This window comes from Mesorhizobium sp. B2-9-1 (assembly GCF_006439455.1).
In the GTDB taxonomy this organism is placed as follows: Bacteria; Pseudomonadota; Alphaproteobacteria; order Rhizobiales; family Rhizobiaceae; genus Mesorhizobium.
The window spans coordinates 49,661-66,887 of sequence record NZ_VFTP01000017.1 but is presented as its reverse complement, the minus strand read 5'-3'; the positions used below and the strand labels follow the sequence as shown (position 1 = coordinate 66,887).

Here is a 17,227-nt window from a genome sequence, read left to right as displayed (position 1 = left end):
GTCCTGTTTCCTCCGGATTATAGAGACGAGGTCTCCTGTGACGGCCGCTTGGCTGCGGCCGTTTCCTTTTGCGCCGCCCGTCCGCCGGGCAGGCGCAGATAGCTGAGAAGATCGCCGGCGTTGCGCTCCTGCACGAGCACGGTGCCGATGATGATCGCCCCCTTCAGCACCAGCTGAAGGTTCGAATTGATGTTGTGCAGCTGCAAGATGTTGGACAACAGGCCGAAGATCAGCACGCCGCAGAAGGTGCCGACCAGGCTGCCGCGCCCGCCCATCAGGCTGGTGCCGCCGATGACCACGGCGGCGATGGCGTCGAGCTCCAGCCCGGCGCCGGCATCGGGCTTGCCTTGGCGGTATTGGGCCACGTAGAGCACCGCCGCGATGCCGGCGAGCAGGCCCGACACCGCATAGGTGGCTATCTTGACGCGCCCGGCGGCGATGCCGGAAAGCCGCGCCGCCTCCTCATTGCCGCCGATGGCGTAGACATAGCGGCCGAAAGGCGTGAAGCGCAGCACCGCGCCGTAGATCACGATCGCGCCGAGGAAGAACAGACCTGGCATCGGCACGATGCCGAACACCAGCGAGCGCAGGATCTCGAAATCGGCGGTGGCGTTGGAGCCGGTATAGACCGGCAGCACCGCGTTGTTCTGGCCGGCGGTGAGCCTGGCGATGCCGAGCGCCGTCACCATCATCGCCAGCGTGACGATGAACGGCTGCAGCCGGCCGGCGACGATGATGAAGCCGTTGATGGTGCCGAACAGAAGGCCGACGCAAGGCGCCACCAGCAGCACGCCGAGCACGCCAAACTTGGTCTCGACCTGCGGCAGCAGGTACCACAGCGAAAGGCAGCACAGCACCACGCCGACGACCCCCGGAATGATCAGCCCGCGCGCCTTGTCCAGTCGCGCGTCGCGCCCGGCTTCCGCCCCGGCGCGGGATTTCTCGATGTTGAGCAGGATGAAGCGGGTGGCCAGCACGCCGAGGCAAAGCGCCGCCAGCGCGGTCGTCGGCACGCCGAGCGCCGCCGACGGCGTGACGCCCGGCACGGTGAGCAGCATGGCGCAGACGACCGAGCAGATCGCCATCAGCGAGCCGACGGAAAGATCGATGCCGCCGGTCAGGATCACCGCCGTCATGCCGGTGGCGATGAGGCCGGTGGTCGACACCTGGCGCAGCACGTCGAGCAGGTTGCCGTAGGACAGGAAGATGTTGTTGCCCTTGGAGCTGATCGGCGAGCCGAACACGCCGATCAGGAAGATGGCGATCAGCCCCCAGTAAAGCTTGGTGCGGGAGACAAGGCTGATGAGGTTCATGCGGCTGGTCTCGCTGCCCGTCTTGGTGTGGCAAGTCTTGGCGCGGCAAGCCGCATGATCGCCTCCTCGCTGGCATCAGTGCGGGACAGGATTCCGCGCTGGCGGCCCTCGGCCATGACCAGGATGCGGTCGGCCAGATGCAGAAGCTCGGGCAGTTCGGAGCTGATCACGGCAATCGCCAGCCCCTCGCCGGCCAGCTTGAAGACGAGGTCGTAGATTTCGCGCTTGGCGCCGACATCGATGCCGCGCGTCGGCTCGTCGAGCAGAAGCACGCGCGGCCGGGTCGCCAGCCATTTGCCGATCACCACCTTCTGCTGGTTGCCGCCGGACAGCGTGCCGGCAGCCTGCTCGATGCTTTCGCAGCGTATGCCGAGCGCGCCGACCGCGTCGCGTGCCAGGCCGCGCTCGCCGGAGCGCGAGCGCAGGCCGAAGCGCGCCAGCGCGCCGACCAGGGGCAGCGCGACATTGTCGGTGATCGAGGCTTGGAGATGCAGGCCTTGCGTCTTGCGGTCCTCGGTCACCAAAGCGATGCCGAGCCGGCGGGCCTCGCGCGGCGAGCCGATCTCGACCGGCACGCCGTCGAGCCGAATCTCGCCGCCGGTGCGGCCGTCGCTGGAGCCGAAGATCGCCTCCAGGATCTCGGTGCGGCCGGAACCCAGCAGCCCGCCGATGCCGAGGATCTCGCCGGCGGCAAGGTCGAAGCTGACGCCGTCGATCATCGTGCGCCAGCCATGCCGGTCGGGCTTCGACAGCGACAGGTCCCTGACCGAGAGCACCGCTTCGCCGCCGGGGCCGCGCTCATGATCGGAGGAGGCGAGAAGGTCGCGCCCGACCATGGCGGAGATGATGGCGTCTTCGTCCAGCCTTGCCATGTCCCGCGTCAGCACGTGGCGTCCGTCGCGCAGCACCGTCACCCGGCTGGCCAGATGCATGACCTCGTCGATGCGATGCGAGATGTAGACGATCGCAACGCCGCTTGCCGCGAGCTGGCCGATGATGCGGAACAGTCTCTGGCACTCGGCCGGCGACAGCGCCGAGGTCGGCTCGTCCATGATCAGGATGCGCGCCGACTTCGACAGCGCCTTGGCGATCTCCACCAGTTGCTGCTCGCCGACCCTGAGCGTGCCGACACGCGCCTCGGGATCGAGCTCGATGCCGAGACGCTGCAGCAGCGCGCTGGCAGTGCGGCTGCTCGCCTTGCGGTCGACGACCAGCCCGGCGATCAGCTTTTCGCGGCCGAGGAAGATGTTGTCGGCGACGCTGAGCTCGGGGACGAGGTTGAGCTCCTGGTGGATGATGGCGATGCCGGCGTCCTCGGCGTCGCGGACGCCGGTGAAACGAATTGTCCGGCCGTCGATGGCCACGGCGCCTTCGTAGTCGGTATAGACGCCCGACAGGATCTTCATCAGCGTCGACTTGCCGGCGCCGTTCTCGCCCATCAGCGCATGCACCTCGCCGGGCCGGAGGTCCAGGCTCACATCCGACAGCGCGGCGATGCCGCCGAAGCGCTTGGAAATGCCCGTCGCGCTCAGGACGACGGCGGGACCGTCGGCGGCCGCATTGCCAGTCGTGGTGGAATCAATGCGCTGCATGGCAAAGGACGGCCTCCCTCCGTCGTCTTCGATTGTTTGAACGCTAATCTAAACGTTTCGAATGTGTCAAGCGCATATCTGGTTTCTGAGGATTGATGTATTTCAATTCTTGCGAAAAATGCCGGGTTTGCGTAGGTTTAGCCAAATAGGGGCGGCTAAACGTTTCGAAATGACGGTGTCTGGGCGGAAAAAACAGCGGAAATCCACGGCGCCGACCATGCTGCATGTGGCTGAGGCGGCGCGTGTGTCCGTGGCCACCGTGTCGGCAGTGCTCAACGGCACCGCCACCGTCAGTCCGGAGCTTACCCAGCGCATCGAGCAGGCGATCCGCGACATCGGCTACAAGCGCAACGCCATTGCCCGCAGCCTCAAGATGGGCACCACGCGGACCATCGGCCTGACCGTGCCGCATATCACCAACCCGTTCTTCACCGATGTCGTTTCGGTCATCCAGCAGGCGTTCGACCGCGCCGGCTATGCCGTCATGCTGTGCTGCACGGACGAGGACCTGAACACGCAGGACGACCAGATCCGGCTGCTGCTCGACCGCATGGTCGACGGGCTGATCGTGGCGCGTGTCGGCGACGGCGGCATCCTGAAGGGCATCGTCGGGGACGCCAACGTGCCGGTGGTGCTGCTCGATCGCCTCTGCGACGGCGTCGACACCGATGCGGTGGTGCTGGACAACCAGCGCGCCGTGTTCGACGCCGTTACCTATCTGATCCATCTCGGCCATCGCCGCATCGGCTATATCACCGGCGCATCCGACATATCCCCCATGCATGACCGCATGATCGGCTACCGCGAGGCGCTGCAGGCCGCCGGCCTGCCCGTGGCGGAGGAGCTCATACGCTCCGGCAATTTCCACGAGATCGACGGCTATAACGCCACCATGCAGCTGCTTTCGCTGCACGACCGGCCGAGCGCGATCTTCTCGGCCAACAATCCGATGGTGATCGGCACCATGAAGGCGATCCGCGACATCGGTCTCAGCTGTCCCGAGGACATTTCGGTCGCCTGCTTCGACGATTTTCCCTGGTCGGACGTGTTCGTGCCGCAGCTGACGACCGTGGCGCAGCCGGTGCAGGCGATCGGCGAGCAGGCGGCGAACCTCCTGCTCGACCGGCTGGCCGGCAACCGCGAGGCGCCGCCGCGCAAGCTCGTGCTGAAAGGCCGGCTGATGATCCGCAATTCCTGCCGGCCGCTCGGCGCGCTCGCGCAGAGCGTCAGCGCGTAAATCCGAAGGAGCTCTCGCCGAGCAGTTGCAGCCTCGGAAAGATGCGCCGGCCGCCGGCGACCACCCGGGCACCTTTGCCGATCACCGTCTTGGGGTCCGCTTTCAGCACCGTGCCGCCGGCCTCTTCGACCAGCAGCATGCCGGCCAGGCAATCCCAGGCGTTCATGTGCTCCTCGAGATAGCCGAGCAGCCGGCCGGCCGCCGCATAGGCAAGCATGAGCGCTCCGGAAGCATTGCGGTAGAAGACGCCGCCCTCGCCCATGATCAGGCCGATGAGAATGACGACATTCGTGGTCGAGGCGCGGTTGGAGAGCCCGGTGCCGACCGAGCCTTCGGAAAGCGATGACGCGTTGCTGGCCCTGATCGGCTTGCCGTTGAGGAAGGCGCCGCCGCCAAGACGGGCGTAGAACGTCTCGTCGGTCGAGGGTTCGTGGATGACGCCCACGATCGTCTCGCCGTTCCTGGCGCAGGCGATCACCACGCACCAGGCGGGAATGCCGCGCACGAAATTGGCGGTGCCGTCGATCGGGTCGATCACCCAGACATGACCGGTTGTTCCGGTGATCGCCGCGTGCTCCTCACCGACGATGCCGTCTTGCGGGTAGGCCTCGGCGATGGCCGCACGGATGAACAGCTCGACCTCGCGGTCGGCTTCTGAAACCAGGTCCTGATGGCCCTTGCTCTCGATCGTCAGACTGTCGAGGTCGCGAAAATATTTCAGCCCCAGCTCGCCGGCGCGCCGCGCCAGGTCGATGGCAAAATGCATGCGGTCGTCGAGATCATGGGTCATGGGCAGGCTCGCGCTTTGGCGGGGAGCCTGCCCTTAACAGATGAGCATGTCAGAAGCCATGGCGCCGTCAGGCCGCCTTCGACATCGATTTGTGCACGTCGGCGAGGATCTCAAAGGAGCGCACGCGCGCCGCATGGTCGAAGCACTGCGCCGTCACCATCAATTCATCGGCGCCGGTGCGGCTTATGAAGGCGTCGATGCCCTGGCGCACCGTCTCCGGCGAGCCGACGACGGCGCAGGACAGCGCCTGGGCAAGCATGGTTTTCGCCGCGGGGTCGAGGTCGCGGTCGTAATTCTCGACCGGCGGCGGCAATTGGCCGGGGCGGCCGCTGCGCAGATTGACGAAGGCCTGTTGCAGCGAGCTGAACAGAAGCTTCGCCTCGGCGTCCGACGGCGCGGCGAAGACATTGAGGCCGAGCATGACATACGGTTTTTCGAGTTGCGCCGACGGCTGGAAGCGCGTGCGATAAACCTCCAGCGCATGATCGAGCTCAGCCGGGGCGAAATGCGAGGCGAAGGCGTAAGGCAGGCCGAGAAGGGCTGCGAGCTGCGCACCATAGAGGCTGGAGCCCAGGATCCAGACCGGCACGCTCTGGCCCTCGCCGGGCACGGCGCGAATGCGCTGGCCTTCCTCGGCCGGCTGGAAATAGCCCATCAGCTCGACGACGTCCTGCGGGAAATTGTCGGCTCTTTCGAGATTCCGCCGCAGCGCCCGCGCGGTCAGCATGTCGGTGCCCGGCGCGCGGCCGAGGCCGAGATCGATGCGGCCAGGGAAAAGCGCCGCCAGTGTGCCGAACTGCTCGGCGATCACCAGCGGCGCATGGTTGGGCAGCATGATGCCGCCGGCGCCGACGCGGATCGACTTGGTGCCGCCAGCGACATGCGCGATCACGACGGAGGTCGCGGCGCTCGCGATGCCCGGCATGTTGTGGTGCTCGGCCAGCCAGTAGCGCCTGTAGCCCAGCCGCTCGGCATGGCGGGCAAGGTCGAGCGAATTGGCAAGCGACTGCGAGGCCGTGCTGCCTTGCGTGATCGGCGACAGGTCGAGAACCGAAAGGGCCGTCATTGGTCAGGTCTCCACGATGCGTTTTTCCCGCAGCCTCGCCTCGAAGGCGGCGCGGTCGGGAATGACGATGGCGAGCTGGTTCTCCAGCACGCCGGCGAGCTCGGTGGCGGTCGCGATCTCGCGCTGCTCGCTGCGACCGCCGGCATGATGTGTCGACAGCCGGTTGTTGCGCAGCGCATAGCGCCGGTCGGGCAAGGCGAGCGCGGCAACCAGCGTGGTCAGGAAATGCGAGCTCGGATGCGTCGACAGGAAATGGCTGCCGACCTGATAATCGACCTCATAGGCCTGGCTTATGTCGAAGCGGTAGAGCGTGCGCCAATCGCCGCCAATGCCGGCTTGCAGGCGAAGATGGTCGCCGGTTTCGACGATGCGGAAGGCCTCGTGCGGCGTCTGCTGCTCAAGCCCAGGTTGCAAAAGCAGCGGCGCCGTCAGCGTCAGGCCGCCGAAGCCGACATCGGCAATGTAGGTGCGGCCGCCGAGCTCGACGCGCAGCAGCATGTGGCTGCGCGCGGTGACGGCATCATCCGGCTGGCCCCACAACACGCGCGCCGCCAGCCCGCTGGCGGTGAAGCCGAGCGCCTTCAGCGCATGCATGAAGATGAGATTGTGCTCGAAGCAATAGCCGCCGCGGCCCTGGCCAAGAATCTTGTCCTGCAGCGAGGCGATGTCGAGCCCGACGGAAACGCCCATCAAGGCGTCGATATTCTCGAACGGGATCGCCTGCGGATGGGTTGCGTGCAGCGCCTGCAGCGTGGCCAGCGAAACGTCGGTTGGCCCGTCATAGCCTGTGCGGGCGAAATAGCCATCGAGATCGAAGTCGCTCATTCAGGGGCAGGTCCCGCTTGACCGGCCCGATATAGGCACTGCCCGCCAACGCTGCAAATAACGGCCACGCTTTGCGATTGGACCACATGCCAATGCATGTCGCCCAGAAATGTGCATGGTTCTGGGACAACGACATGCATCAAAACAGGAGCATGTCGCCCAGAAGTGCGCACGGTTCTGGGACCACGGCGAAACAAAGCCCCTGGAGCGCGTCGTCTGAATCCAATTCAGGGCGACGCGCCTTAGTTCCCCGACACAGGGATTTTGAAAGGTTGCCGTTGGTGCAAGATTTTCCATTCATTTCCGTGCAATCAACGCAAACGCCGGGGATTGGTTGAAGCCGCCCCAACCTCGTCATTCTATGGCGGAGCAAGGAGCGAAGCGACGCGCGCAGACCATAGAATGCATTCCGCGACTTGGAAGCGTCGCCACGGTGCAGAATTCTGCTCCGTTGCACACCTTGGCGAAGGTAACGGAATGGATTCCAGGGTCTTCGCGACGGAGCTTCGCTCCTGCTCCGCCCAGGAATGACGACGGGGTTGCGCGTTTCGGCCAATCTCCAAAGTATACCGCCTGAGCCGACCGGTCAAAATCCCTGTGCAGTGCACTTAGGCCGGTTTGTGATTGTTTTCGGCGGGCTCTTCCTCGATGGCCATGGACTGCTGCGCCGCCAGGAAGTTGCCGACATGGCTCAAGCCCTCGAAATGGTCGCAGAAGACCTTGATGACGACCAGCAACGGCACCGCCATCAGCGCGCCGACGAAGCCCCATAGCCATGACCAGAAGGCGATGGCGATCAAGATTGCCACGGCGTTGATCTCGAGGCGCCGTCCGACCACCGTCGGCGTCACGAACTGGCCTTCGACGATATCGCACAACACCACGAAAGCCGGCGCCAGCAGCGCATAGGCGATCGTGTCGAAGCTGATCAGCGCGATGATGGCGACGAGCAGGACGGTCATCAGCGCGCCGACATAGGGCAGGAAATTGAGCAGCGCCGCCGCCGCGCCCCACACCAACGGGGTGGGCATGCCGAGCCCCCAGAGGCCCAGCCCGATCATCGTGCCGAGGCCGGCATTGATCAGGGCAACGGTAAGCAGATAGTGCGAGATTTCGTGCTCGACGTCATAGACCACGCGCAGCGCCCGCTTCTTCTGGGTCATGCTGGTGAACGACTGCACGATCTTCTCGTAGAACAGCGTGCCCGAGGCGAGCAGAAACAGCGACAGCACGAAGACGATGGTGATCGAGGTGCCGGCTTCCAGGAGATTGCTGGCCGCCGTGGACAGAACGCCGGAAGGCGCCACCGCGACCCGCTGCACCCCCGGCTCCTGCGAGGTCTCGGTCAGCGCTTCCAGCTGATGCGCGAGATCCATCACCCGTTCGAGCGGCCGCTTGAACGGCGCCAGCCGCTCGGTGAGCTGCTGGCCGATCGAATAGCTGTTGTTGATGAGGTCGATGACCGGACCGCTGAGCAGATAGCCTGCAACGACGAAAACAAAGATTGAAAGCAGCACCAGCAACGTCGCCGAAACCACTTCCGGTACGCCGTGCTTGCGCAGGAAGCGCACGATCGGCGTCAGCGTCAGCGCCAGCAGGAAGGCGAGGATTACCGGCATGAAGAAATCACGGGCGAAATAGAGCGCTGCGATCGTCAGCAGAATGAAAATCCCGATCACCAGCGAGCGCGTCAGGCGCATGTCCGCCCGGGCGTTGGCACGCGGATCAGGGCTTTCGGCAACGCTCGCGCCCGAAGCGATCGGTTCGGCTTTCATCGGTTCCCTTGCAAGCCCGCCACCCAAACAATGAATGCATGGCAGGCTTCTGCGCGAAACGCTGGAGTTCCGGGCAAGGTTCCATGAGCCGGCTTTCCGCGGCATCGCTCCCGCGGTCGCGCTACGGGTCGGCCAGTCTTCGCGAACGGGCCTCCGCTTAGCCGGCCGGCGCCACGATGGCGGGCGCGGTTTTGGCCGTCTCCTTGCGCACGATCGGCGCCACCCTGGTGCCGTAAAGCTCGATCGCCTTCATGATCTTGGCGTGCGGCATGGTGCCGATCGCCATCTGCAGCAGGAAGCGGTCGTTGCCGAAGATCTTGTGCTGGGCGACGATCTTTTCCGCCACGGCTTCAGGATTGCCGACGAAGAGGGCCCCACTGGGACCCCGCGCGTGATCGAAATGCGCGCGCGAGGTCGGGCCCCAGCCGCGCTCGCGGCCGATGCGGTTCATCACCTCGGCCTGCGGTCCGTAGAAATCGTCGGCCGCCTGTTCGGGCGTCTCGGCGATGAAGCCGTGCACGTTGATGCTGGTGGCGAGGCTGGCCGGTTCGTTGCCGCCGCGCCGCGCCGCCTCGCGATAGATATCGAACAACGGCGCAAAACGGGCCGGCTCGCCGCCGATGATGGCCAGCGTCAGCGGCAGGCCGAGCACGCCGGCGCGGGCGGCGGATTGCGGCGTGCCGCCGATGGCGATCCAGACCGGCAGTTTTTCCTGCAATGGACGCGGGTAGACGCCGCGGCCGTTGATCGGCGCGCGCAGCTTGCCCTGCCACGTCACCTTCGCCTGGTCTCGGATGGCTAAAAGCAGGTCGAGCTTCTCGGCGAACAGCTCGTCATAGTCCTCCAGATTGTAGCCGAACAGCGGGAACGATTCGATGAAGGAACCGCGCCCGGCCATGATCTCAGCGCGGCCGCCGGACAGAAGGTCGAGCGTCGCGAATTGCTGGAAGACGCGCACCGGGTCGTCGGAGGAAAGCACCGTGACCGCGCTGGTCAGGCGGATGCGCTTCGTGCGCTCGGCCGCCGCGGCCAGCGCCACTACCGGCGCCGAGGCGGCATAGTCGGGACGGTGATGCTCGCCGAGGCCGAACACGTCGAGGCCGACCTGGTCGGCCAGCTCGATTTCCTCGATGAGGTTGCGCAGCCGTTCATGCGGGCCGATGGCGCCGGGGCCCGGCTCCGGGCTGACATCGGCGAAAGTGTAGAGACCGAGTTCCATCTGGTTGCGTCCTCAATGTTCATGTCGGCGTTTGTCGTCGGCGCTAGAGGTAACCATCCACCGTTCTGCCCGCCAGACGCGCGATCTGTGAACAGTGCATCGCGCTGCCGGGCCGTATCCCTGCGGCAACAAGCCCGAATTTTTCATGGCTGCCATACCGTTTTGGCGCTTGAACTTGCCGCTTTCACGCGTATGTAAGCGTCGCGAATACACTGCAGGGAAGTGCACTTGGCTATCTACAGGGAAAAAGACATTTTCGAGCGGCGCAATGCCGCGAACGAGGCAAAGAAGGCGCTGCTCGAGCGCTTCAAGGCAAAGCCGGCGGCGGATGATCCGACAGTGCTGGCTCGCCAGGCCGAACGCAAGGCTATCCTTGAGGCCCGCGCCATCCGCGAGGCGGAAAAGGCAAGGCTGAAGCAGGAAAAGTTGGCGCGCGAAGCGGCCGAGAAGGCCGAGCGCGAGGCGATCGCCGAAGCGGCGCGTCTTGCGGCGGAAGCGGCGGCGGCCGAAGAGGCCAAGCGCCGCGAGGCCGAGGAATCCGAGCGCATCGCTTTCGAGCTTGCCGATGAGGCCGCGCGCAAGGCCAAGCGTGATGCACGCTACGCCGCCCGCAAGTCTCGCGTCGGGCGCACGCCTCCGGGCTTCTCCGCCCGCTAGGTTCGGATTTGTTGGAAAATTAAGTCAGGGTCGCCGAAAGCGGCCCTGAACGCGTTTGTGCTGTGGATAGCGAGCTAGGCGACCAGTTTCAGCCCGACGATGCCGCAGACGATCAGGCCAATACAGGCGAGCCGGACGGTTGTCGCCGGCTCGCCGAGCAGCCAGATGCCGAGCAGCGTCGTGCCGACGGTGCCGATGCCGGTCCACACCGCATAGGCCGTGCCGACGGGCAGCGTCTTCAGCGCCAGGCCGAGCAGGCCGAGGCTGACGATCATCGAGGCAATGGTGAGAAGGGTCGGCAGCGGCTTGGAGAAGCCGTCGGTATATTTGAGGCCGATCGCCCAGCCGATCTCGAACAGGCCGGCGAAGAAAAGAAAAATCCAGGACATCGAAGACACTCCGTCGTTCCAGCATCGCCTCAGATGCTTGGTGGCGGGTCGTCCCGGCCGGTTTTTCGAAAGCGAGGTCGTCCTCGCCCTTTGATATGGGGTGGCCTCGATCAACAAAACACCGGCAGCATCGTCATGCCGCCGGTTCAAAGTCAGCATTGAGCCGGATCGACCGAATTCGGCCGCTTACTTTTCCTTGATGCGCAACGCCTTGACCGGCGGCGCCTTCGGAGCCGGGGCCGCCGCGGGCTTCTTGGCGTCCTTCTTCGGCTTGCGGGCTTCCTTGCCCGCCTTCATCGCACCTTTAGCCATGATTCGCTCCTCCGATTGTGGACGTGCGAGTGAAACAAGAGAAATGCCCGGCTGCAAGAGGCTGTGCCGCTTTGCGAAGCCGGTCGACCGGCTGTCAACCGATTTCCGAAACCTCGCACGGGCTGGTGCATTGTCTGTGAGGCGGGCCGTCAAGCTCGGGCGCGGGGCAGCTCGGAGATCGGATGGCAGGACATAGCGGCTCGAGACGGGTGATCTACGCCGCGCTCGCCGGCAATTTGGCGATCGCGGCGACCAAATTCACGGCGGCAGCGCTCACCGGTTCGTCCGCCATGCTGTCGGAAGGTGTGCATTCGCTGGTCGACACCGGCAACGGCGCGCTGCTCCTCCACGGCATGCACCGCGCCGCGCGGCCGCCCGACCGCACCCACCCGCTCGGCCACGGACGCGAGCTCTATTTCTGGAGCTTTATCGTGGCGCTTCTGGTGTTCGCGCTCGGCGCCGGCGTCTCATTCTATGAAGGCGTCATCCACATCATGGCGCCCGAGCCGTTCGTCAACGCCAAGGTCAACTACATCGTGCTCGCCCTTTCCTTCCTGTTCGAGGGCAGCTCATGGCTGTTAGCGCTGAAGGAGTTCCGGCAGCAGAAGGGCAAGCAAGGCTGGCTGCAGGCCGTGCAATCGAGCAAGGATCCCAGCGTCTATACGGTACTGTTCGAGGACAGCGCCGCGCTGCTCGGGCTTGCAGTCGCTTTCGCCGGCATCCTGTCGGCCCAGCTTCTGGGAATCCCCGAGCTCGACGGCCTCGGCTCGATCGGCATCGCCATCATCCTCGGCGCGACCGCCATCTTCCTGGCGCGCGAGAGCAAAGGGCTGCTGCTGGGTGAACCTGCCTCATCCGAAGTGCAGAAGAAGGTGCTGGCGATCGTTCAGGACGATCCGGCGGTGCAGCGCGCGAACGGAATCCTGAGCGTCCATATCGGGCCGGAGGAAATCGTCGCGGGCTTGAGCATCGAATTCGAGGATCATCTCAGCGCGCCCGATATCGAGGCCTGCGTCGAGCGCCTGGAAGCAAGGCTGAAAGAGGAAATGCCGCAAATAACGAGGCTCTTCGTCAAGCCGCAAGCCACTGGCACATGGGAGCGGCGGCGCAAGGCCATGGCCGAGGCCTCGGAGGAGGGATAGGCTTTGATAAAGCGAATTTGTCAGGAGGAAGGCCGATGAAGATCGACGGCGGATGTCATTGCGGCGCGATCGCCTATGAGGCGGAGGTCGATCCGGAAAAGACCTCGATCTGCCACTGCACCGACTGCCAGCAGCTGACCGGCACGGCCTTTCGCGTGACGGTTCCGGCGCCGGAAAGCGACTACCGGATCACCAGGGGCGCGCCGAAGGTCTATATCAAGGTCGGGTCGAGCGGCGCCAGGCGGGCGCAAGGCTTTTGCGGCGAGTGCGGATCGCACCTCTACGCCACGTCGGTGGGAGATGGGCCTAAGATCTATGGCATCAGGGTCGGCACGGCGCGTCAGCGCGAGGAACTCGTCCCGAAAAAACAGGTCTGGCACCGTTCGGCCTTGCACTGGCTGCCGGAGTTTGAAGGCATGGCGACAATCGAGGAGCAGTAGCACTGTCGGATCGGCCCCGTTGGCGGAAGCCTCGGCGATTGGCTGAATCTTTCGCGCCTGCGTCATCCTCGGGCTTGACCCGAGGATCCATGCCGTGACCGATGTGAGGGGCTCGGCGGAGCAAAATTCTTAACCGTCTCAATGCCTTAGCGTCACGGCATGGATTCCAGGGTCTGCGCGCGTCGCTTCGCTCCTTGCTCCGCCCTGGAATGACGAAGTGATCGGCGTTCCAGCCAATCTCCAAGGAATGCGACCTCGGCAGCGAAGGAAGAATCGGTCGTTCCAACGTCGGCGTCGAGCGACTACTCGTCGCCCTCGACGACGCGCAGCCTGAGCTGTCCCGTCTTGGAGTCCGCCACCCGCGCGCCGGCGTCGGCCTTTGGCGCTGCGCTTCGCGCGGCCTCGGTCTCGCCTTCCGCGAATTCCAGCGCCTCGATCTTCTGGCCGCGCTTGGTCACCTTCGACGTCGACACCAGGATGTCGTCGATGTCCCGCGCCGCCTGGCCGAAATGCGTCTGCAGCCGCCGCACCCGCTCGTCGACCCGCCCCACATCCTCCATCAGGCGGATGACCTCGCCCTGGATCAGATGCGCCTGCTCGCGCATGCGGGCGTCCTTGAGGATCGCCTGGATCACCTGGATCGACAGCATCAGCAGCGAGGGCGAGACGATGACGACGCGGGCGCGATGCGCCTTCTGCACCACCGCCTCGAAATTCTCGTGGATCTCGGCGAACACCGATTCCGACGGCACGAACATGAAGGCGGTGTCCTGTGTCTCGCGCTGGATCAGGTATTTTTCGGCGATATCGCGGATGTGCACCTCGATGTCGCGCCGGAAAGCCTGCGCAGCCGCCTTCTGCATGGCCTCGCCCTCGGCGGCGCGGATGGCGTTCCACGCCTCCAGCGGAAACTTGGCGTCGATGGCGAGCATCGGCGCGCCGTTGGGCATCCGCACGAGGCAATCGGGCCGGCTGCCGTTGGAGAGGCTGGCCTGGAACTCGTAGGCGCCATGCGGCAGGCCGTCGGCGACGATCGCTTCCATGCGCGACTGGCCGAAGGCGCCGCGCGTCTGCTTGTTGGAGAGGATCGCCTGCAGCTGCACGACCTGGCCGGCCAAGGACTGGATGTTGCCTTGCGCGGTGTCGATCACCGCCAGCCGCTCCTGCAGCTTGGCCAGGCTCTCATGCGTCGACTTGGTCTGCTCGGCCATGGTCTGGCCGAGACGCCCGGTCATGGCGTCGAGCCGTTGTCCGAGCGACTGGGTGAGCTCGGCCTGCCGCGCCCCGAACACCTCGGCGATCGCCCCCATGCGCCCCTGCATCTCTGCCTGCGCTTGCATGATGTCGGCCATCCTCGCCTCGGCATCGCGGGCATGGTCGGCGGCTTCGGCGGCCGCGGTTGCGCGTGCCCCGGCCGCGCGCCACAAGGCGACGACGAGCGCCACGGAAAGCGCAAGCAGAAGGATCGCGCCGAAAGCCAGCGCCTGGCCAAGCGTGACGGTCGTGGCGCCGAGCCGCGCGATGGGCTCGGAAAGGACGGAGGTCATGTCGTTCATTTGGGCAGCATAACCGATTCGGCCCCTTGGCACAGATCAAAACGTGAACAGGTCAAAGATGCCCCGGTTGACGCTTTTCAAGCGAGGTCTTAGGTGAGACGCCATGTCGATCAAGCCGCTCATCATCCTTCCCGATCCCGTCCTGCGCCAGGTTTCCAAGCCGATCGAGCGCGTCGATGCCGATTTGCGCAAGCTCGCCGACGACATGCTGGAGACCATGTATGACGCGCCGGGCATCGGCCTCGCGGCGATCCAGGTCGGCGAGCCGCGGCGGCTGCTGGTCATCGACCTCGCCAAAGAAGGCGAGCCGCCGGCGCCGCATGTCTTCATCAATCCGGAAGTGCTCGAAAGTTCCGACCAGCGGTCCGTCTATGAGGAAGGCTGCCTGTCGATCCCCGACTATTACGCCGAGGTCGAGCGCCCGGCTTCGGTGCGGGTGAAGTATCTCGACCGCGACGGCAAGCTGCAGGAGATGCAGGCGGAAGGCCTGATGGCCACATGCCTGCAGCACGAGATCGACCATCTCAACGGCGTTTTGTTCATCGACCACATCTCGAAGCTCAAGCGCGACATGGTGGTGCGGAAGTTCAAGAAGCTCGCCAAGGACAAGGCGCCGGGCAAGATGGTGGGCTGACGTCCGCCTTGGAACCCACTGCCTTGAGCGCAGGCTCCCATTATGATATCGATGATATCAGAGTGGAGAAACGCCGATGGGCGATATGTTAATTCGAGGCATTCCCGAGCCTTTGAAGCATGAAATTGAGCAAGCTGCTCGCAGGGGTGGCCACAGCCTGTCGAGCAAAGCCATCGATCTTCTGCGCAAAGGTATCGTTGCGGAAAAAGAGGCCAAGCCGGAGCGGGGCGTTTCGGCCTGGGATGCGATTCGCTCGGCATTCGTTGCTGAAAACGCTACTGACGAGACGTTCGCAGAGATAATGGACGAAATCGAAGCGGAAAGGAAACGTGACTTTGGTCGTCCGGTCGAGGATTTCGAGTGATCGTCCTCGACACCAACGTCATTTCCGAAGCCGGCAAGCCGGTGCCAAATCCGATCGTTGCCGAATGGTTTAACAAACAGGATGTCCTGGAACTCTACCTCTGCGGCCCGGTTATCATGGAGCAATCCTTTGGCGCGGAAAGATTTTTGAACAGGACTGGATCGGATCGCTATATCCGTGCCCTGGATCATCTGATCTCACATCAGTTTGCCGGTCGCGTGGTGGAGTTTGCGGGCTCAACCCCTCGTCTTGCCGGCAAGTTGCGGGCCATGCGTGAGCGAATGGGCCGTCCGATGAGCCTGCCCGACGCCATGATCGCCGCGATTTGTCTCGCGCAAGATGCAACCCTGGCGACCCGCAATATCCCTGACTTCGACGGGCTTGACCTGAAGCTCGTAAACCCTTTTGAAGCGGGCGCCTGGGCCAGCTGGCATTTCGGGCCCCAAAACAGGATCGCAGGACGTCATGCCGCTTCGCGTCATCTTCATGGGCACGCCGGATTTCTCCGTGCCGACCTTGCGCGCCATCGCCGAGGCCGGCCATGAGATCGCAGCCGTCTACACCCAGCCGCCGCGCGCCGCCGGCCGGCGCGGGCTGGAGCTGACGCCCTCGCCGGTGCAGCGCGAGGCGGAGCGGCTGGCGCTCGAGGTGCGCACGCCGGCATCGCTGAAAAGCGAGGCCGAGCAGCAGGCCTTCGCCGCCTTGCGGGCCGATGTCGCGGTGGTCGTCGCCTACGGGTTGCTGCTGCCGAAAGCCGTTTTGGACGCGCCAAGGCTGGGCTGCCTCAACGGCCATGCCTCGCTTTTGCCACGCTGGCGTGGTGCTGCTCCCATCCAGCGCGCCATCATGGCCGGCGACACCGAGACCGGCATGATGGTCATGAAGATGGAAGAGGGTCTGGACACCGGGCCGGTGGCGATGGTTGAAAAAGTCGCCATCGCGCCCGACATGACGGCCGGCGAATTGCATGACCGCCTGATGGTTCAAGGCGCTTCGCTGATGGTTCAGGCGCTTGCGCAGTTGGGGATAAATTGTCTGACATTTACCCAACAGGCAATGGCAGGGGTGACCTACGCCCGAAAGATCGATAAATGGGAGACACGCGTAGACTGGACGCGGCCTTCTGGCGAAGTCCACAATCACATTCGCGGCCTCTCGCCCTTTCCGGGCGCGTGGTGCGAGGTCGACATTGGCGGCCGCATGGAGCGGCTGAAACTGCTTCGCTCGACGCTTTCGGATGGCGTCGGCGAGTCGGGAGGAATTCTCGATGACCGGCTGACGGTCGCCTGCGGGACAGGCGCGGTCAGGCTGGTCGAAGTTCAACGGGCGGGCGGAAAGCCCGCCGCCGCGCAGGAGTTTTTGCGCGGAGCCAAGATCGAAAAAGGAACGAAACTCACATGAGCATGATGTCGATACGCGCGGCGACGCCGCGGGATCGCGAGGCGATCCGCCTCGTCGAAGAACATGCCTTTGGCCAGCAGGCGGAAGCCGGCCTGGTCGACGCGCTTGTCACCGGCGGCGATGCCGTCGTCGAGCTGGTTGCAGAGGAAGACGGGCAGGTCGTCGGCCATATTCTTTTCTCGCGGCTGTTCGTTCAGAGCGGCACCAAGCAGTTCGCCGCCGTCGCGCTGGCGCCGCTGGCGGTCGAACCCTCCTTCCACGGCACCGGCATCGGCGGCGCGCTGATCCGCGAGGCGCATGTACGGCTCAAGGAAGCCGGCGAGACGCTGGCCGTGGTGCTGGGCGATCCGACCTATTATGGCCGCTTCGGCTACAGCCATGCCCGCGCCGGGAAGTTCGAGAGCGAGTACCAGGGCGAGGCGCTGCAGGCGCTGGCCTGGGGCGACGCGCCCGAGACCGGCAGGCTGGTCTACGCTTCCGCCTTCACCGCCTTAGCCGCCTAGGCGAGCGGCAAG

At 64.8% G+C, this 17,227-nt stretch carries 18 protein-coding genes and 1 pseudogene; 9 read left to right on the top strand and 10 right to left on the bottom strand.

All coding sequences use genetic code 11. The annotated features are described in order from the left end of the window. Window positions 1-17: 17 nt before the first annotated feature. Window positions 18-1,313 (bottom strand): ABC transporter permease, encoded by a 1,296-nt coding sequence (locus FJW05_RS22915; RefSeq protein ID WP_140635898.1) that lies wholly within the window; start codon window positions 1,311-1,313, stop codon window positions 18-20. Beyond that, the gene (locus FJW05_RS22910) at window positions 1,310-2,905 is read right to left on the bottom strand and encodes a sugar ABC transporter ATP-binding protein (RefSeq protein WP_140635896.1); all 1,596 of its coding nucleotides are present in this window, start codon (window positions 2,903-2,905) and stop codon (window positions 1,310-1,312) included. Before FJW05_RS22910 ends, FJW05_RS22915 begins: the two co-directional genes overlap by 4 nt. A 217-nt stretch (window positions 2,906-3,122) precedes the next feature. Between FJW05_RS22910 and FJW05_RS22905 the strand changes: the two genes are divergently transcribed. Continuing rightward, on the top strand, window positions 3,123-4,142 hold the full coding sequence (locus tag FJW05_RS22905; protein ID WP_140635895.1) for a LacI family DNA-binding transcriptional regulator: 1,020 nt from the start codon (window positions 3,123-3,125) through the stop codon (window positions 4,140-4,142). Here FJW05_RS22905 and FJW05_RS22900 read toward each other — a convergent pair. The 5 genes from FJW05_RS22900 to FJW05_RS22880 all read right to left on the bottom strand — a co-directional run bounded on the left by FJW05_RS22900 (window position 4,132) and on the right by FJW05_RS22880 (window position 9,817). Next, window positions 4,132-4,932 carry an inositol monophosphatase family protein gene (locus FJW05_RS22900; protein ID WP_140635893.1) on the bottom strand — a complete coding sequence of 267 codons (801 nt, stop codon included), beginning with the start codon at window positions 4,930-4,932 and terminating at the stop codon, window positions 4,132-4,134. The two genes, FJW05_RS22905 and FJW05_RS22900, sit on opposite strands and share 11 nt — an antisense overlap. A 67-nt stretch (window positions 4,933-4,999) precedes the next feature. Then, window positions 5,000-5,998, bottom strand: coding sequence for an LLM class flavin-dependent oxidoreductase (locus FJW05_RS22895; protein WP_140635891.1), 999 nt, complete (start codon window positions 5,996-5,998; stop codon window positions 5,000-5,002). 3 nt (window positions 5,999-6,001) lie between these two features. Further along, a complete protein-coding gene (locus FJW05_RS22890; protein ID WP_140635890.1) occupies window positions 6,002-6,823 on the bottom strand; it encodes an arylamine N-acetyltransferase in 822 nt (273 codons plus the stop codon). Between the two features lie 608 nt (window positions 6,824-7,431). After that, the gene (locus FJW05_RS22885; RefSeq protein ID WP_140635888.1) at window positions 7,432-8,598 is read right to left on the bottom strand and encodes an AI-2E family transporter; all 1,167 of its coding nucleotides are present in this window, start codon (window positions 8,596-8,598) and stop codon (window positions 7,432-7,434) included. Between the two features lie 157 nt (window positions 8,599-8,755). Further along, window positions 8,756-9,817 (bottom strand): LLM class flavin-dependent oxidoreductase, encoded by a 1,062-nt coding sequence (locus tag FJW05_RS22880; protein ID WP_140635886.1) that lies wholly within the window; start codon window positions 9,815-9,817, stop codon window positions 8,756-8,758. 228 nt (window positions 9,818-10,045) lie between these two features. Here FJW05_RS22880 and FJW05_RS22875 point away from each other — a divergent pair, with 228 nt between their 5' ends. Next, window positions 10,046-10,474: a DUF6481 family protein gene (locus FJW05_RS22875; RefSeq protein ID WP_140635884.1), complete on the top strand. Its 429-nt coding sequence runs from the start codon at window positions 10,046-10,048 to the stop codon at window positions 10,472-10,474. A 74-nt stretch (window positions 10,475-10,548) separates the two neighbouring features. Here the strand turns inward: FJW05_RS22875 and sugE are convergent, their stop codons facing one another. Continuing rightward, window positions 10,549-10,863: a quaternary ammonium compound efflux SMR transporter SugE gene (gene sugE, locus FJW05_RS22870; RefSeq protein WP_140635883.1), complete on the bottom strand. Its 315-nt coding sequence runs from the start codon at window positions 10,861-10,863 to the stop codon at window positions 10,549-10,551. A 186-nt stretch (window positions 10,864-11,049) separates the two neighbouring features. Next, the gene (locus FJW05_RS27945; RefSeq protein ID WP_095769470.1) at window positions 11,050-11,175 is read right to left on the bottom strand and encodes a hypothetical protein; all 126 of its coding nucleotides are present in this window, start codon (window positions 11,173-11,175) and stop codon (window positions 11,050-11,052) included. 182 nt (window positions 11,176-11,357) lie between these two features. Here FJW05_RS27945 and FJW05_RS22860 point away from each other — a divergent pair, with 182 nt between their 5' ends. Next, complete coding sequence (locus tag FJW05_RS22860) at window positions 11,358-12,317, top strand: cation diffusion facilitator family transporter (protein WP_140635881.1); 960 nt, start codon at window positions 11,358-11,360, stop codon at window positions 12,315-12,317. 35 nt (window positions 12,318-12,352) lie between these two features. Further along, window positions 12,353-12,757 carry a GFA family protein gene (locus FJW05_RS22855; RefSeq protein WP_140635879.1) on the top strand — a complete coding sequence of 135 codons (405 nt, stop codon included), beginning with the start codon at window positions 12,353-12,355 and terminating at the stop codon, window positions 12,755-12,757. 302 nt (window positions 12,758-13,059) lie between these two features. Here the strand turns inward: FJW05_RS22855 and FJW05_RS22850 are convergent, their stop codons facing one another. Continuing rightward, window positions 13,060-14,313, bottom strand: a complete 1,254-nt coding sequence (locus FJW05_RS22850; RefSeq protein WP_140635877.1) for a DNA recombination protein RmuC — start codon at window positions 14,311-14,313, stop codon at window positions 13,060-13,062. 103 nt (window positions 14,314-14,416) lie between these two features. Between FJW05_RS22850 and def the strand changes: the two genes are divergently transcribed. The 5 genes and pseudogenes from def (at window position 14,417) to FJW05_RS22825 (ending at window position 17,215) form a co-directional block, all read left to right on the top strand. After that, entirely contained in the window at window positions 14,417-14,947 is a 531-nt protein-coding gene (gene def / locus FJW05_RS22845; RefSeq protein ID WP_140635875.1) for a peptide deformylase, read from the top strand. A gap of 76 nt (window positions 14,948-15,023) precedes the next feature. Then, window positions 15,024-15,311: a plasmid stabilization protein gene (locus FJW05_RS22840; protein ID WP_140544836.1), complete on the top strand. Its 288-nt coding sequence runs from the start codon at window positions 15,024-15,026 to the stop codon at window positions 15,309-15,311. Further along, window positions 15,308-15,727 (top strand): annotated as a pseudogene (locus FJW05_RS22835) (type II toxin-antitoxin system VapC family toxin); the annotation flags it as partial. The gene FJW05_RS22840 and the pseudogene FJW05_RS22835, both read left to right, overlap by 4 nt. Window positions 15,728-15,776: 49 nt before the next feature. Beyond that, a complete protein-coding gene (gene fmt, locus FJW05_RS22830; protein WP_140635871.1) occupies window positions 15,777-16,712 on the top strand; it encodes a methionyl-tRNA formyltransferase in 936 nt (311 codons plus the stop codon). After that, window positions 16,709-17,215: an N-acetyltransferase gene (locus FJW05_RS22825; RefSeq protein ID WP_140544842.1), complete on the top strand. Its 507-nt coding sequence runs from the start codon at window positions 16,709-16,711 to the stop codon at window positions 17,213-17,215. The genes fmt and FJW05_RS22825 overlap by 4 nt, the downstream gene beginning before the upstream one ends. Window positions 17,216-17,227 lie beyond the last annotated feature (12 nt).